The sequence below is a fragment of the Flectobacillus roseus genome (genome assembly GCF_030056595.1).
Lineage (GTDB): Bacteria > Bacteroidota > Bacteroidia > Cytophagales > Spirosomataceae > Flectobacillus > Flectobacillus roseus.
The window spans coordinates 253,393-270,354 of the sequence record NZ_JASHIF010000009.1 but is presented as its reverse complement, the minus strand read 5'-3'; the positions used below and the strand labels follow the sequence as shown (position 1 = coordinate 270,354).

General features: G+C 37.0%; 14 protein-coding genes. 8 read left to right on the top strand and 6 right to left on the bottom strand.

Annotation, left to right across the window (positions count from 1 at the left end):
• The first annotated feature begins 93 nt into the window (after positions 1–93).
• Positions 94–1,860, top strand: a complete 1,767-nt coding sequence (locus QM524_RS12055; RefSeq protein WP_095162404.1) for an ABC transporter ATP-binding protein — start codon at positions 94–96, stop codon at positions 1,858–1,860.
• A gap of 264 nt (positions 1,861–2,124) precedes the next feature.
• Here QM524_RS12055 and QM524_RS12050 read toward each other — a convergent pair whose 3' ends face one another.
• Positions 2,125–3,564: a POT family MFS transporter gene (locus QM524_RS12050; protein ID WP_283344785.1), complete on the bottom strand. Its 1,440-nt coding sequence runs from the start codon at positions 3,562–3,564 to the stop codon at positions 2,125–2,127.
• A gap of 710 nt (positions 3,565–4,274) precedes the next feature.
• On the opposite strand from QM524_RS12050, the gene QM524_RS12045 reads away from it, so the two are divergent.
• The 5 genes from QM524_RS12045 to lepB all read left to right on the top strand — a co-directional run bounded on the left by QM524_RS12045 (position 4,275) and on the right by lepB (position 8,954).
• Positions 4,275–5,054, top strand: a complete 780-nt coding sequence (locus QM524_RS12045; RefSeq protein WP_095162408.1) for a ParA family protein — start codon at positions 4,275–4,277, stop codon at positions 5,052–5,054.
• 137 nt (positions 5,055–5,191) lie between these two features.
• Positions 5,192–6,133: a ParB/RepB/Spo0J family partition protein gene (locus QM524_RS12040; protein ID WP_166549167.1), complete on the top strand. Its 942-nt coding sequence runs from the start codon at positions 5,192–5,194 to the stop codon at positions 6,131–6,133.
• Positions 6,134–6,235: 102 nt separating this feature from the next.
• Positions 6,236–6,856: a DUF5683 domain-containing protein gene (locus tag QM524_RS12035; protein ID WP_141234736.1), complete on the top strand. Its 621-nt coding sequence runs from the start codon at positions 6,236–6,238 to the stop codon at positions 6,854–6,856.
• Positions 6,857–6,897: 41 nt separating this feature from the next.
• Positions 6,898–7,614 carry a 4-hydroxy-tetrahydrodipicolinate reductase gene (dapB, locus tag QM524_RS12030; RefSeq protein WP_283344784.1) on the top strand — a complete coding sequence of 239 codons (717 nt, stop codon included), beginning with the start codon at positions 6,898–6,900 and terminating at the stop codon, positions 7,612–7,614.
• A 167-nt stretch (positions 7,615–7,781) separates the two neighbouring features.
• The gene (gene lepB / locus QM524_RS12025; protein WP_283344783.1) at positions 7,782–8,954 is read left to right on the top strand and encodes a signal peptidase I; all 1,173 of its coding nucleotides are present in this window, start codon (positions 7,782–7,784) and stop codon (positions 8,952–8,954) included.
• A 97-nt stretch (positions 8,955–9,051) separates the two neighbouring features.
• Here the strand turns inward: lepB and QM524_RS12020 are convergent, their stop codons facing one another.
• The gene (locus QM524_RS12020) at positions 9,052–10,236 is read right to left on the bottom strand and encodes a class I SAM-dependent rRNA methyltransferase (protein WP_388045837.1); all 1,185 of its coding nucleotides are present in this window, start codon (positions 10,234–10,236) and stop codon (positions 9,052–9,054) included.
• Positions 10,237–10,518: 282 nt separating this feature from the next.
• Complete coding sequence (locus QM524_RS12015) at positions 10,519–11,514, bottom strand: zinc dependent phospholipase C family protein (RefSeq protein ID WP_283344781.1); 996 nt, start codon at positions 11,512–11,514, stop codon at positions 10,519–10,521.
• Positions 11,515–11,744: 230 nt separating this feature from the next.
• Here QM524_RS12015 and rpsT point away from each other — a divergent pair, with 230 nt between their 5' ends.
• Together rpsT and radC are read left to right on the top strand one after the other, a co-directional pair.
• Positions 11,745–12,002 carry a 30S ribosomal protein S20 gene (gene rpsT / locus QM524_RS12010; RefSeq protein ID WP_095162422.1) on the top strand — a complete coding sequence of 86 codons (258 nt, stop codon included), beginning with the start codon at positions 11,745–11,747 and terminating at the stop codon, positions 12,000–12,002.
• A gap of 445 nt (positions 12,003–12,447) precedes the next feature.
• Positions 12,448–13,149: a RadC family protein gene (gene radC / locus QM524_RS12005; RefSeq protein ID WP_166579374.1), complete on the top strand. Its 702-nt coding sequence runs from the start codon at positions 12,448–12,450 to the stop codon at positions 13,147–13,149.
• Here the strand turns inward: radC and QM524_RS12000 are convergent.
• The 3 genes from QM524_RS12000 to QM524_RS11990 are packed head-to-tail and all read right to left on the bottom strand — an operon-like array spanning position 13,144 to position 16,897.
• Positions 13,144–13,638, bottom strand: coding sequence for a hypothetical protein (locus QM524_RS12000; RefSeq protein ID WP_166579373.1), 495 nt, complete (start codon positions 13,636–13,638; stop codon positions 13,144–13,146). The genes radC and QM524_RS12000 overlap by 6 nt on opposite strands.
• 17 nt (positions 13,639–13,655) lie before the next feature.
• Positions 13,656–14,189, bottom strand: coding sequence for a hypothetical protein (locus tag QM524_RS11995; RefSeq protein WP_283344780.1), 534 nt, complete (start codon positions 14,187–14,189; stop codon positions 13,656–13,658).
• A 53-nt stretch (positions 14,190–14,242) separates the two neighbouring features.
• Complete coding sequence (locus QM524_RS11990) at positions 14,243–16,897, bottom strand: MSCRAMM family protein (RefSeq protein WP_283344779.1); 2,655 nt, start codon at positions 16,895–16,897, stop codon at positions 14,243–14,245.
• Between the last annotated feature and the right edge of the window lie 65 nt (positions 16,898–16,962).

Sequence of the window (16,962 nt, the reverse complement as noted above, 5' to 3'; positions counted from 1 at the left end):
TTATTAATAACTTTGTCAAAGATAGCAAAAGTTTGAGAGGACTTTGGGCTTTCTATAACTGAGAATAGACTATAATTTTAATTTTTCTGAACATTGAGAAAAGAAGAAAAAAGCGGGCAAATTTTTGATTTTGAGATATTAAGACGCATTTACGGTTTTTTACAACCTTACAAAGTACGTTTTTGGTCGTTGGTGGTTTTGATTATGGTAATGGCCTGTGTAGTACCACTCAATCCATTATTGATTCGCCATACGATTGACAATGAGATAGCACGTGGCGATTACAACGGCTTATCTTTGATGCTTCTGGCTATGCTTGGGGTATTACTATTGCAAGGTTTTTTGCAGTTTGTAACTTCCTACATGGCTGGCTGGCTCGGACAAACGGTGATTCGAGATATTCGTGTGGCATTGTACGAAAAAATCCTTCATTTAAGACTCAAGTTTTTTGACGATACCCCAATCGGTCGCTTGGTGACCCGTACCGTTTCGGATATTGAAACGCTCAACGATGTATTTTCGGAAGGTTTGGCATCCATTGCAGGCGATATCTTACAATTGGTATTGATTACTGGAGTGATGTTTTATACCGATTGGCGTTTGACGCTTATTTGTTTGATGACAGTTCCTTTCATGGTAGTGTCGACCTATATTTTTAAAGAATATATCAAAAAGTCATTCAATGAGGTGCGTATTGCGGTATCCAACCTCAACTCTTTTGTGCAGGAACATATCACGGGGATGAATATCGTACAGGCTTTTAGTGCTGAAGAGTTAGAATACAAGAAGTTTGTGGCGATAAACCAAACGCATCGTGATGCCAATATTCGTTCAATTTGGGCATATTCGGTTTATTTTCCTGTAGCCGATGTTATTTTAGCGGCTGGAACAGGGCTGATAGTTTGGTTTGGTTCAAAACAAATTCTCAATCATGATATTACCTTGGGGACCCTTACGGCATTTATCATGTTTATGAACTTGTTTTTCCGTCCTATTCGTTTTTTGGCTGACCGTTTCAATACCTTACAAATGGGTATAGTGTCAACAGAGCGTATTTTGAAATTATTGGATTCGGATGAATATGTTGCCAACAACGGCTCGTACAGCGCCAATGATTTGAAAGGTGATGTCAAGTTTGAAAATGTCTGGTTTGCCTATAACGACGAGGAATATGTACTGAAAGATATTTCTTTTGAGGTTAAACAGGGTGAAACTATTGCGCTAGTTGGTGCTACAGGTGCAGGAAAATCATCGACTATAAATCTTTTAAGCCGTTTTTATGAAATCAATAAAGGAAAAATTTTCATCGACGGTCGTGATTTGCATGAATACGAATTACAAAGTTTAAGAAGTAAAATTGGGGTAGTATTGCAAGATGTATTCTTGTTTTCGAATACAATTGAGAATAATATCACGCTTGGAGATAAGTCTATTACTAGAGAAAAAATTATTGAAGCAGCCAAATTAGTTGGTGCCCATGATTTTATTGAAAGACTACCCGATGGTTATGATTACAATGTAATGGAACGTGGTGCGACGCTTTCTGTAGGACAACGTCAATTGATTTCGTTTGTGCGTGCGCTTGTACACGATCCTAAAGTAATTGTGCTCGACGAAGCAACTTCTTCGGTAGATACTGAAACGGAAGAGATGATTCAAAACGCCATTGCAAAATTGATGAAAGGTCGCACTGCCATCGTAATTGCACATCGTTTATCTACAATCCAAAATGCCAATAAAATTTTAGTTTTGGACAAAGGCGAAATCAAAGAGGAGGGAACGCACGAAAGTCTATTGGAAAAAGACGGTTGGTATGCCCAATTGCACAAAATGCAGTTTTTGGCAACTCAAACACATTAGATTTGGGAATGCTGATTGTAGATTTCGGAATTTCGAAAGGTACGGTAAATTCCGAATAGGGTGCGACTTAAGTCGCACCCTATTCGGAAAAAGGTTCTAAAAGACATATCAAACAAAAAGGGGGTCGAAAATTGTTTTTCGATCCCCTTTTGGCTACTATTATTTTGGGATTAGACGTAAAATATTAAGTCTCTACGAGTGGAATGAAGATAAAAAATAATCACTCATTCGCCCAATCACTAATTCACAAATAAATTATCGAACCTATCCTACGTATTTGGTTTCTTTAAGTTTACCTGCTACCAACATAAAAATCACAGTACTAGCGAACATCAATCCTGTAAAGAACCAGAAGTAAGAAGCACCTTCCAATTGAGCTAAGAAGCCACCATTAGCAATATTACCATTGACTAAAGCAACGCCTAAGTTACCGATTGATACTGCAGAATACCAAATCGCGGTCATAGTACTCTTCATTGATTTTGGAGAGTTGGTATAAGCATATTCCAAACCTGTGATAGATACTAAAATCTCGCCCCAAGCTAATACCAAGTATGCCAAAATCTGCCACCATACCGACGGCTGACCACCTGCATCAATACTTGTTTGAATCAAGGAAATAATCACAAAAGAAACCGCTGTTAAAAAGAAACCAGCACCTAAACGACGTAGTGGAGTAGTTTTGATACCTAATTTTTCGAAGAAAGGATACACTACGTAAGTGAATACAGGAATAAAACTAACTAAGAATAACGGGTTCAATACTTGTACTTGCTCAGGTAGGAATGTGTAGCCTAAACCTGTATTTAAGTCTAATTTCTTAGCTTGTAAAACCCATTCTGCTAAGTTTTGGTCCCACAATGCCCAGAAGATAGGAATAAAGGCAAATACTGCCAAAACACGGTAAACGGCTTTAACGCCTTCTACTTTTTCGTGATCATATTCAGCTTTTGATACGTCTAACCAACTTTCACCTTCTTTCTTGTCTCCCAAGTGGGTAAGCGCATAATAGGTAATAAATACAAAATTGTTACGATTAATTCCAGATGGAGGAACATGCACATATTTGTTTCTTCCTAAGAAAAACACTACCGTCGCAATCGCCATTAAAATACCCGGAACTCCAAATGCCCAAGCAGCACCGATAGAAGCATAAATAACAGGAATAAAAATGTTAGATACCACAGAGCCAGCGTTGATAGCGAAATAAAACCAACTATATGCTTTTGTCATTAAATGTTCATTGCTTTTGTCGAATTGGTCACCCACGTTGGCCGACACGCAAGATTTAATACCTCCTGCACCACAAGCAATAATTAGTAAACCTAGCGAGAACATATCTAAGTTGTTTTCGAATAACGCTAAGGTTAAATGGCCAAAACAATATAAAACAGATACATAAAAAATGACCTTGTATTTTCCGAAAAACCAGTCAGCTACTAAGCCACCAATCATTGGCATAAAATACGCCAATGCCACAAACATGTGAACCATTTCGTTGGATTTTGCTTCGGCAACTTTTTGAAGTACAGGGTTTCCGCTAGGGTTGAAGAACTGTGCAACTAAGAAAGTGGATAGGATAGAGCGCATACCATAAAAGCTAAAACGCTCGGCAGCTTCGTTACCCAAGATGTAAGGGATCGCTTTTGGAAACGTACCTTTCTTTTCTTCTGTTAGGGCTTCGTTAGAATGATTTGAAGTCATATATTTTTAAAGCTTTGTGCCTATCAAAGTAGTTTTAGGATTCGTGGTTGCCACTTTGTAGGCTGTAAATAGTTTGTTTTTGTTAAGTTAATATAATGTTTTTGTTTTAGACTGATATCCTTCCTGTTTTATAATTTAACTCAATGTTAAATCTTAGGGTCAATCCCCCTGTTTACATCCCGTTAATCGACTTATTATTTGTAACTTGTAAGTAAAATAACATTCATTAGGGTAGGAGAAAAACTTTTGGCGAAATATCTGTAATATAGTCTAAAATCGCTGTTTTTATGGAAAAAAACATTCTAAGTTAAACCTATATCAGCGTAATACCAACTTTTTGATAACTCGAAGGTCAAATTTTAAGTCAAATTCTTAGAAAAAACCAGAAATAGAAGAGTTTATAAAAAGGTACTAATCAAATAATTAATATGACTTTTGTAGGCGAGGTGGTGCGAGTAGATAGTTTTTTTTACAAAAGCGCAAATTTGATTTCAATTATCAGAGTTTAGTAGGAAAGTTTTGGAAAGATTTTTTATATTCGTGAAACATTTGTGGAACACTCTTTGTAAATCTCCTTCGAAAGAGAGATATTTGAAGGTAGATTGAGTTATTCCTTATTGGTTATTCAGGATTCGTAGTTCTGTAAATCAAATTACCATCGGCTGTATAACTAATAATCAGTAACTGAAACAAGTAACTCAAAAAATCAAATGGGGAAAGTAATTGCGATTGCCAACCAAAAAGGAGGAGTTGGTAAAACAACTACCACTATCAACCTAGCAGCAAGTCTTGCCGCACTAGAATTTAGGACGCTAATAGTCGATGCCGATCCTCAAGCAAACTCTACTTCGGGTTTGGGCTACAACCCAAAAGAAATCCAAAACTCGATTTATGAGTGCATGGTAGATGGGGTTCAGGTACAAGATATTATCATCGAGACGGATTTGCCTTACTTACATTTGATTCCGTCACATATCGACTTGGTAGGTGCCGAAATTGAAATGATTAACCTTCGCGACCGCGAACAGCGTATGAAAGAATGCCTTCAAACGGTATTGCACGAGTACGATTTCGTGATTGTTGACTGTTCACCTTCTCTAGGCTTGATTACGATCAATGCTCTTACAGCTGCTGATTCGGTCATTATTCCAGTGCAGTGCGAATATTTTGCCCTCGAAGGTTTAGGTAAATTGTTGAATACCGTTAAGATCATCCAATCTAGACTCAACACCGCTTTGACCATCGAAGGTATTTTGCTAACGATGTACGATTTGCGTGTTCGCCTATCCAATCAAGTGGTTGCAGAAGTTACTTCACACTTCCAAAGCATGGTTTTCAACACGATTATTCCTCGCAATATTCGTTTGTCTGAATCCCCTAGTTTTGGTGTACCAGCTATTGCTCACGACTCAGAAAGTAAGGGTGCAATTAGTTATTTGAACCTTGCCAGAGAAATTCTTGCAAAAAATGGCTATGTAAATCAGGAATAGATTGGTGGAGAAAACGCTGATGCAACAATGTCTTTTTTTAGAAAAACAACTTATCTGTTTATTGGGATATTCACATGGTGAGAGATTCTTGCCGAAATTAGCGCCAATATACATTTGTACTTATTAACTTTTATACCATGAGTAAAATGGAATTACCTGCAAAAAAACGTGTTGGACTTGGCAGAGGCTTAGGAGCTTTGTTACAGGACTCAGATTCAGTTAATGGTGTAAATAATACCAGACCTAGTAACCCTACACCCATCGAGCGTCCTCAACGTTTGGAGCAAATTAGCTCGATGAACGAAATTTCGGTAGATGCTATCGAAACCAACCCGTATCAACCCCGTACTCATTTCGATGAGGAGGCTCTCAATGAATTGGCCGATTCAATCCGTGTACAAGGGATTATTCAGCCTATTACGGTGCGTCAAATTGCCCCAAATAAATATCAGCTTATTTCGGGAGAACGCCGTTTGCAAGCATCTAAGCGTGCAGGTTTACGCATGATTCCTGCCTATGTGCGCACGGCTGACGACCAACAAATGTTGGAAATGGCTTTAATTGAAAACATTCAGCGTGAAAACCTGAATGCGATTGAAATTGCCTTGAGTTATCAGCGTTTGATTACCGAATGTAGTCTTAAGCAAGAAGAGCTTGGAGATAGAGTTGGTAAAAACCGTACGACTGTCAATAACTATATTCGTTTATTGAAACTTCCTGATGTGATTCAGGTGGCATTGCGCGATAACAAAATTTCAATGGGACACGCTCGTGCTATTATCAATATCGATAATCGTGAGCACCAACTATCTATTTTTAACAAAACCATCGCCGAAGAATGGTCTGTTCGTAAAGTAGAAGAGGCTGTAAGAGAATTGTCAAACGCCAAATTAATGGCAGAAGGGGTTGATAAAAAAGGTGGCGTAAAACAAGAAATAAGAAGCCTTCAATTTAGACTTCAAGCTTATTTTGGTTCAAAAGTAACCGTAAAAGCAGATGACAAAGGCAAAGGAGAAATCAAGATTCCGTTTACTTCACAAGAAGAATTAGACAAAATTTTGCTCTCAATCAAAGCTTAACTCTGGTCGATTTTCCAACAATAGTTTTGTTAAATCTTGTTAAGGCATTGAAAACGAAGTTATTTTACATGAACTTTGCAAGAAATTTTGACTAGAATACGCATGAAACACATACAAAAAGTATGGCTTTTGAGTATAATTGCTATGTTGTTGAGCTATTGTTCACCAGCACAAATCTTGAAAGCCGATACCATTCAAATTCCAAAAGATGACTTGACAAAAGTAGCTAAGTCATTAGATTCAGGGAAAAAGCAGTATAAGATTATTCCAAGAATAGCCACTATTCGTTCAGCAATGGTGCCAGGATGGGGACAAATCTATAATCGACAGTATTGGAAGTTACCGATTTTAGCCGCGGGTTTTGGGGTAAATGTTTATTTTATTATTCATAACAATGAATACTATCAACTGTTTTTGAATAAATCAAGATATGTAACAGAGAATAAGCTAACGGGGACGTCCATTACTTATAATGGTGTTACTCGTGAGATGACGGCAGCACAACTAAAAACTGGAACCCAATATTATCACCGATATAGAGATACTGCAATCTTGTTTGTACTCGTCATTTGGGCAGCCAATATCGTTGATGCCAATGTAACGGCACACTTAAAAACATTTGATTTGACTGATGATATTTCAATGAAAATACAACCATCTGTGACGACTCCTTTTATGAATAGTCCTGCGTTTGGTGCAAAAATCACATTGGCGTTGAAATAATAAATAGAATTAAAATTTTCACATAAATAGTCTCAATTAACATGAATATTGTTCTTCTCGGCTATGGCAAAATGGGTAAAGTAATAGAGAAGATTGCTCTGAGCCGAGGTCATAACATAGTAGCACGAATCGACGTAAATAACCGTAGCGAATTTGATGCTCTAACCGCTGCTGATGTGGATGCAGTAATTGAATTTAGCCATCCTCTTTCAGCATACGAAAATGTAAAGTCTTGTATTGAAAAAGGTATTCCAGTAGTTTCAGGAACGACAGGTTGGCTAGAGAAAAAGCCTGAGTTAGAGGCTTTAACATTAGAAAAAGGAAGTGCATTTTTCTGGTCATCAAATTATTCTATTGGTGTTAACATATTTTTTAAACTGAATAAAATGTTAGCCAAATTGATGAACCCTCAAAAACAATATAGCGTAAGCACAACCGAGATTCATCACACCGAAAAGAAAGATTCTCCAAGTGGAACTGCAATTACTATTGCTGAAGGTTTAATTGAAAATCTTGCTGGCAAAGAAAAATGGATTAATAACGAAATTCCTGCCGAAAACGAAGTGGCAATTTGGTCAGCTCGTGAAGGTAAAGTGCCAGGAACGCATATTGTTAAATATATTTCTGATATTGACCAAATCGAAATTTTGCACCAAGCACATGGTCGTGAAGGTTTTGCATTAGGCGCAGTTATTGCAGCAGAGTGGATTGCTGACAAAAAAGGCGTATTTGGCATGGAAGATTTGTTAGCAGAATAATAGCATTCAAAAGCACTAAGTAATACAATGTTGGATTACTTAGTGCTTTTATTTTGTCAATGTTTGAAAAATAAATTCATGGAAATGTAATTCTAGGTAAAGAATCACGACTTATTGTGTAAAAGCTTAGCTACATAACCATCAAAGAAATTTAAGATTTTTGTAAAATGTCTGAAAAAAAGCCTGTTAAAAAGTCAGCCTTTCGTGAGTGGGTTGATTCAGTTGTATTTGCAGTTGTGGCTGCTACCTTGATTCGTTTCTTCTTTTTCGAAGCCTATACGATTCCGACTTCATCAATGGAAAGTAGCTTGATGGTTGGAGATTTCTTGTTTGTGAGCAAACTCCACTATGGTGTTCGTACGCCTAAAACGCCATTACAAGTACCATTGACTCACCAAAAAATTTGGGGTACAGATTTACCTTCTTATTTAACTTGGTTAGATCTTCCTATTTACCGTTTGCCAGGTTTTTCTGATGTGACTAAAGGCGACGCCGTTGTTTTCAATGTGCCAAATTATGCACCAGATGGCGATGCTCCAGTTGATTTAAAAACCTATTATATCAAACGTTGTGTTGCTACAGCTGGAGATTTGATTGAAATTAAAAATACGCAGTTGTACATCAATAGTAAACCTGCTACCAATCCTGCTAAAATGCAACATGGTTATATTCTTAAAACAACAAAAGAAATTACAGACGTAAAACCTTTTGAAGAATTAGGAATATACAATGGTATAGATGCAATGGGTCATGAGAATAATAACTTGGTTGGACCTTATCAAGGAGATTCTTCTGATACGAAAAAAGGATATTTTGTATATGTGGTGAATACTTTCGAATCAAATATTGCTAAATTAAAGCAGTTGGAAGGTGTGAAAGAAATCACTCCTATTATTTCTCCAAAAGGGGAGCGCATGGAAGTTGGACCTAATATCATCCACCAAGAAGATGCGCCAATGAGTTCAGCACTTTATAACTGGAATCGTGATAACTTTGGTCCGATTCAAGTGCCAAAAGCTGGTTTGACAATCCAATTGGATTCAATGAATATTGATAAGTATAAGTATGTGATCAAATATTATGAAGGTAACAAAAACGTTGTTATTGAAAATTACAAAGTAAGTATCGATGGCAAGCCCGTAACTTCTTATACTTTCAAACAAGATTATTACTTTATGATGGGTGACAACCGTCACAATTCAGAAGATTCAAGATTCTTTGGTTTTGTTCCTGCTGACCACATCGTTGGTAAAGCGGTATTTATCTGGATGTCACTCGACCCAAACAAATCTTTCTTGAGCAAAATTCGTTGGAACAGATTATTCAGATTTGTTGAATAGCAATAAGATTTCAAGTATTGATTTACTAGAAAAAGATATACAAAAAGGGCTGACTCAACACTGAGTCAGCCCTTTTTGTATATCTTTTTGGTTTTATTTACTCAACGTAAAGAACCAAACCTTTTAGATAACTTCCTTCAGGATGGAAGAAATTAACAGGGTGGTCTGATGGTTGCGTCAAATGGTGTAATACTCTCACTTGTCGCCCAGCCTCTAACGCTGCTGATACAACTGTATTGTAAAACAATTCTCTATCTACTACTTGTGAGCATGAGAACGTAAACAAAATGCCACCTTTGCCCAAACGCTTAAAACCTTCCATATTCAAACGCTTATAACCTTGCACTGCACGGTGGCGAGCATCCATGCTTTTCGCATATGCAGGAGGGTCAAGAACGATTAAGTCATAAAACTGGTCGTTTGCTTTCAGATATTTCATAACATCTTCTGCATACGCCTCATGATTATTGGCATTTTTATCTCCAAAGTTTACTTCTACGTTCTGATTAACTAAGTCAATGGCTTTTTGTGAAACGTCTACCGAGTGCACCAAAGTTGCTCCTTCGTTGAGAGCATAAATAGAAAAACCACCAGAATAACAGAACGAGTTTAATACCTTACGGCCTTTTGCATAACGAGCCAATAAAGCACGGTTATCACGTTGGTCAAGGAAGAAACCTGTTTTTTGCCCAGTTTCCCAGTTAATTAAGAAAGTGTGACCATTTTCTTTGGCTGGATGTGGTACCGAACTTGTTCCGATTAAATATCCATTTTTTTGATTTGCGGCATATTGAGGAGGCAAAGTCTCTACGCTTTTATCATAAATAGCCACTAAGTTATCGCCCAATGCTCTTTTGATGGCATTTGCCAATTTATGACGCTCAAGGTGCATTCCAATGCTATGAGCTTGCAAAACTGCTACGCCATTATAAATATCAACGATTAACCCTGGGCAGCCGTCGCCTTCGCCATGAATCAAACGGAAACAATTGGTTTGTTCAAAGTCGATTAATTTGCGTACTTCAAAAGCCTTCGCCATTTTGTTAAACCAAAATTCTTCGTCAGCTTCTGTTTGTTCAAATGAGAATATTTTTACAGCAATACTTCCTTCGTGGTAATGGCCAGTAGCCAAAAAGCTACCTTCAAAATCTAATACATCTACCACCTGTCCGTCTGTTGGTTCTCCTAAAATTTGGGAAATTGCCCCCGAAAATACCCAAGGGTGAAAACGTTTTACAGGTAATTCTTTGCCTGCATTCAATACAACCGCAGGTTTATCCAAACTAAGATGACTTAAATCTGACTTTACACCAGGTTTATTAGTCTTATGATTAGGCTGATTTTTTCTACGAAAATCGCTATTTCTTCTAAATTGATTTTTCATAATACAAAGGTAGAAGATAAATTGTCTGAATTGAAGCAAAATTATAGCTCAAGTGATAGACTTGCATAATTTTCGTGAATACGCAATAATGTTTCTAAAATACTTTTCAACTTTTAGTCTTTAGCATAATGCTTAAATCCTAATGCCGTATTTTTATCCTTATCTTCTACCAGAAATTTATTATTCATTTTCGTCCCTAGCTGAAAAAATACGCTTGAGCCACGAATTAGCTTCTTTTTTATCCGCTATTTGTAATGAATCACTCAAGTTTTGTTGAGATAAATCGTTTAAATCAGGTTGTCCTGCATCGATCCAACAAGTGTACCAAAAATCTCCAATCATTTTCACTGTTGCCTGCATTTGGCGCTCCACTTGATGATTGAGAAGATTATGATAGGTTTGACTATAGAATTGAGAATAGGTTCTTGTGTTTATCGCATTTCGTTCGTCCACACTAAATTGCTTGTTGGATGGGATATGAGTTTGTAGTGCTTTTTCAAATCTAAAAACAGAATCTAGACAAGCGTTCGCAACCCTAATATGTGCCCAAATGCGTTTTTGTGGAGATTTTACATATTCGGCTTTTCCTACAAAGAAATCATAATTCTTCGCAAAAAGCTCAGGAAGCCTTGATTCCCATAGCCCATGAATCCCAACTTGTTGTGTTTTTTGTCCATTATAGTTAGAGGTAGTATGCAATGGAACATTTGAGTCTCCAATATAATGCCCAATTTCTGCCGAACATTTAAGGATAAGTGTCAAATTCCTAGCTTCAAAAGCCTTGGTGAGACGATATTTCATAAACTGAATATGCCAAGGTACAATACCATGCTTTTTGAGGGTATCCTCCGAGTATTTTTCCACCACCTGCTCCCAAGGTTTTTGCAAATGAAAAAACGCACTGTCGCCATAATAATCTAAGTCGATAAAATGCCTTGGTGCTTCATCAGGAATCGCATAGCGTCGTTTGTCGGGGTCTACAGCATGTTCGACAATATACCCAAGATGTTTTTTATAAAAAACAATCATTTCTGGTGGGAGTGTAAAAACTGCAAGTCGATTAATGAGTTGATGCCCAAAAAATCCCCAATGACTAACTTGGTCAGAATTAGCAGGGAAGGAGTAGCCATAAAGCATAAGAAGTAAAAAACTTCGTAGAAATAGGGTAGGTTTCATGTGAGAACTATCAAAATAAGATGAATAAACTGATTAAAGTTACACGGCTAATCTTGGAAATGCAATTTATTTCAACGACATTTGCACCGCAAAAATCAATTTTTCAATTAATATTGAGTATATTATTGGTAAATCTGAAAAGAAAATACTACAATTAGGTTGTGGAAGTCTAACTTTTTCTGTACCTTTGCACTTCAATTTAGAAAACCAATATTATTCGGGAAATAAAAATGGCAAATCACAAATCAGCGTTAAAAAGAATTAGAGCGAACGAAGCTAAAAGATTGCGTAACCGTTACCAACACAAGACTACTCGTACAATGGTAAAACGTTTACGTGAAACTAACGATAAAGCAGTAGCTTCTGAACTCTATAAGAAAGTTTCTTCAGCTTTAGACAAATTGGCTAAGAAGAACATTATTCACAAAAATAAAGCTTCTAACTTGAAATCAAAGTTAGCTAAGTTGGTGAGTAAAGTAGCAGCTTAATCAGCTTCAAAATACTAAGTCTAGAAAGGGTCTCATTTGAAAATGAGACCCTTTTTGTATGATTAATACTAGATTATAAGCCGTAGGCATTAGGCAAAAATGTATTCGTGATTTCATTCAATACATTTTAAACTTTTAGCTTAAGGTATGTAGCTTAAGTTAGTGGGCAAAATAAAATTTAAGATTGTTCTTTGGGCTTTCAGATAATGGCTTCCTGCTGTGGGCTTAGGGTAAAATGTATGTCCTTGATCGTTAAAAATATTCTAACACTCTTTGCCTTGTGCCTGTTGCCTTGTCCCTAGGATAAAAACTGAAATATAATTTTGCACTAATACTTAATACCTATTGAAGTGATAGTACAAATACTAAAATTTTCAAAAAATACGACTTATTACAATACTTTTCTACATATTTACCTAAAAAAATATAGTAAATACATTCACCTATGTCATCATATTCTAGCGAACATCTCAATATCAAAGAGTGGGCGGAGGAGGACCGTCCCCGCGAAAAACTTCTCCTCAAAGGCAAATCAGCTCTTTCGGATGCCGAATTATTAGGGATTCTGATTGGTTCTGGTATTCAAAAACTGACTGCTATCGACATTGCCAAATTGATCTTACAAGGTGTCGGCGGTGATTTGAACCAATTGGCTCGACTGACTGTCAAAGAACTTGCTAAATTTAAAGGAATCGGCGAAGCGAAGGCAATCACGATTGTAAGTGCTTTGGAGTTGGGGCGTAGACGAAAAGACGCTGAAGTACCTAAAAGACCAAGAATTACCTCCTCCAATGATGCCTATCAAGTACTAAAGCCTTATATGCTGGACTTATCACATGAAGAATTTTGGGTGATTTTGCTTAATCGTGCTAATCAAGTAATTCGTTGTCAATGCATTAGCTCTGGTGGAGTGGCTGGAACGGTTGCCGATCCAAAATTGATTTTTAAACTTGCTTTAGAAAATCTCGCGAGTGCGATGATTTTGTCTCACAATCATCCTTCTGGAAACACTGCACCAAGTCAGGCGGATAAAGATTTGACAAAGAAAATGGTAGAAGCTGGAAAGTTTTTGGATATGCCCGTTTTAGATCATTTGATTTTTACGGATAAAACTTATCTCAGTTTTGCCGATGAAGGTATGTTATAATAACCCCACAAAAGTATAAACAATGGTGGTCGAATAAGTTCGAACAGGTACTACAACTGAAATTCCCCTGATTTCATACTGAAGTGGAACTCCTGTTCTACCCAATAATCCTGAGAAAAGAGTTACGTCAGAGCTTCCGAGTAAATTATAGCTGCCAACTCCCGAAGGGCTTATGGTGGCGAGAAGCACGGGAGTTCCATCTCCTGTTTTTCGTACATACAACTCTAATCTACTATCCCAAAGTGTATCTTGTTTCTTGGCTCGAACTTCATAAGTCAGAAGTGTACTGATATTCATTAGCGATTGGTTGGTTGCGCTGGTCATATTGATGCTGTAGTCAAGCCCGGCAGTGGTAATATTACTGGCAGGTACAGTAACAGACCAAGAGGTTCCTCCTGATTGAATGGCAATGCTTTGAGTAATGCCTTTTTGTTGAAAAACAAAAAAGAAAAGCGTAAAGAGGAGATAATATGACAGATTTTTGAGCATATACTGAAACTTTTTCTTTAATTATCGACCATCGTATAGGTTACTGAAAATGAGCTTGTCCCTGATCTTAATAGTTGATAGCTACTCACACTTAAAGAGTAGGTAAGGTTATATCCCGTATTAGAGCCACTTCCTGTGTAAGCGCCGCCAATATTGTTAATAATTGTATTGCTAGATGTTGATAAGGTAACTGTGCCTGATGACGAACCAACTGTCCCTGTGCTTGTTACGGCTGTTCCTGCGAGTACAGTAAGTTGTAAGCCACTTGGGACAGTACCCCCCGAAATTTGTGCTGTGATTCTTCTAGAGGCACTAGGTGCAACAGCCGAACTGAAGTTGAGCCATTTAGTCGTATTTGTCAAAGTGCTAATAGCTCCACCTGCGGTAGAAGGTGCTGAAAAACTAAAGGTAATAGAGTTGCTATTAGGACTTAATTTTAGCAATGCCACAGAGTTCAACGTAATGCCTACAGATACAGTAGATTGGGCATTAATTTGTACACTTAGGAATAGTAAAATCAATATTTTAGCAAATAACAGCAATTTCATCATGTAGGCTTTTCGTTTTTACCCATGTTGGCTCCAATTATCTCATGGGGTATTCTTTAAGGATTTTTATTATGTAATTTTATCTGAAAACTTTTACTACCATATACCAATTTTCGCTGAAGTGACTGTAAGCCAATGGCGATATCAACGGTTTTGCTTGGATTTACTTGGACATTCTGATTGGCATCTATTAATTGAAATGTATTTTGATTGTTGACAAGCCATGCCGATAAATTCCAAGAACCAGGGATTACATCACTAAAACTAAATTCACCAAGGGCATTTACTTTGGTAGTAATAGAGCCTTGGTCATTTTGTATTTTAATAAAGATAGTAGGAAATACCAGTGTGCTATCTATTTTTTTGTTGCCATTTTGGTCTACCAGTTGAATTATACCATTGATAATACCCGTTCTGGCAATCGCTACTTTTAACGTATGAACACTATCATTCTTTACTTGGACTTCTATCGGACCACGAGGGGTTATCGCAACATTAAAAAAGTTAGGATTGGGTTCTACTCTGAAAAGATATTTGTCAGGAATGATTTTGTTAAAAGTAAACTTGCCATTGGCATCTGTTAATACCTTTTTCTCCCCTAAAGATACCATGACATTCCCTACCGAAAGCGTGTTGTCATTGCTACTCAACTGACCTATTACTGTACCTTGGCGTTTATCTTTTGCTAAAGGTAAATTCAGTTTTAGGGTATATTTTAACGAAAAATAAATAGCATCTCGGTTGATATTTCCAAGATTAATTGCTTGAGGGACAAAAGATTGACCAACAATTAGACTAAAGGCATGATGCTTGAAATCGAGATTGAGGTTTCCTGACAAAAAACTTTGTGTTTGAACAAATGCATCAGGCGTAAAGTTGTTTCGATAAGTCGCCATTGCATTGAGCCATGGACGAATGTTAAGTCTGAAAGAGCCACCATAGAAATAGTAATTTGTATTACTGTTGGTCGCCGAATATTTACTCGTGTAAAGGTGTTCAAAAATACCCCCTAGCCAAAGCGAAGGAATTAGCCTGATTTGAGGATTTATAGCATTGGAAAAAGAGGTTTTAATGATGTTTTCATCATTGGGAACCAACAAGTTTTCGGCATTACCCCATCTGCCATTGTAAGAGAGCGCAAATTTTTCCCCGTTATAATCATAGCCTAGCCCACCAAAGGATTCTCTGTAATAGAAAGATTTTGGCTCTAATCTATCTTCTCTTTCAAGAATATTGTAACTGAGTCGTAACATACTTCGATAGTTGAATCGATAATTCAACTGCCCAATCAGGCTTTTGAGATAGGGCGAAGAATTATATACAAGCAGGTCGAAAGAAGGATTTATTCTAGTGAGATTATGACTTATCCCTAAAGAAAGATGGTTGTTGATGGTAAAATTAATGGAATTGAAAGTCTGCCAGCCACTTTTATAAAATCCGTAAAAATTTTTGCCTGCATAAATCAAATTACTCGAAATCGCTATCCATTTATTATACCAATTAAAATTATTCTGAATCGCATAATCTGTTCCATTGTTAGAAATACTTTGTGCTAACTCTGTTTCCCAATGAATTTTGGCAGTCGTAATACTAGAAAAAAGATTCAAGATATTAGCATCAAAAGATTGATTTCTGAGTAACACGCCTTTTCGTTGATAGCCAGCGGTAATAAAATTGTTTTTTGAATAATACCAAGATACATTACCTCCCAATTGATAGTTGAGGTCAGATTCAAAACGAGGTTTTGCATAGTAAAAACTCGTTCCTATTACTTCATTTCGCCAATCTATTTTTGCCCCTCTGCTAAACCGACCAAATTCTAGTAAGTTAGAAAGTCTTAAATTATAGTCGCCTAATTGTACTGATAGATTTTTTTTGAAATCATATTTCATGGAATAAATCTCATATGAGCCAATCATAGGAATTTGAAATTGGTTGGGTCCATGGGCGGTAAAATCAATATAGTGCTTATTCGAAAGGTCTAAGAATCCTTTCCCTCTTACGTCAAATTGGTAAGCAGAAGTCGACAAATCACCCTGCTTTGTGCCAATATAAACGCCACCAATTTCTAGGGGAAACTTGAGCCACGAATTATCTTCCTTGCGAGTGGTTCCGTATACAGGAATGGATACAACGCTAATAATTGAAGTGTCTTTCGTTTTAAGTGATAGAATCGGATTATAATTCCAGTTTCCTTGGTTGGTGGCTTGAATAACATGCCTCGTAAAAATAGTGAAGCTTTCATTCGCATTTATTGGCACATCGAGGGTATCTTTTTGACTAAATATTTTACCTTGATTTAAGCCAATTGTTGCTTTTTCAGGAATATTACCCGCATTCTGAATGGAGAATGAAATATTCAGTGTATCTCCTTCTTTGGCAAATTCAGGAAGATTGATCGGCGTAATTATCAATTGATGAACCTTTCTGATAGTAATGGGAAAATTCGCAATAGATTGTTTTTGTGACTGAAATACAAAATAATAGGGGCGAATCGCTACCTTATTCGGACATACCATCGTTTGAACAAACCTGCTTGTACTATCGTTAATAGGAATTTGCTTGGTCAAAATCGTTGCCCAATTGGGTGGCGCTATTAACTGAATAGGCACAATCCCTTGTTTTAAAGGATGTTTGACATCACAAAAAACAGTGAAGTGCTCGCCTGGAGAAATATCCGAAGGGTATTTTAATTGCTGAATTTTGGGCAATGTTTGTCCCTGTGCTTTTGTGAAAGCACCGAATATCTCTACTGCTAGACATAGAATAAAGATTT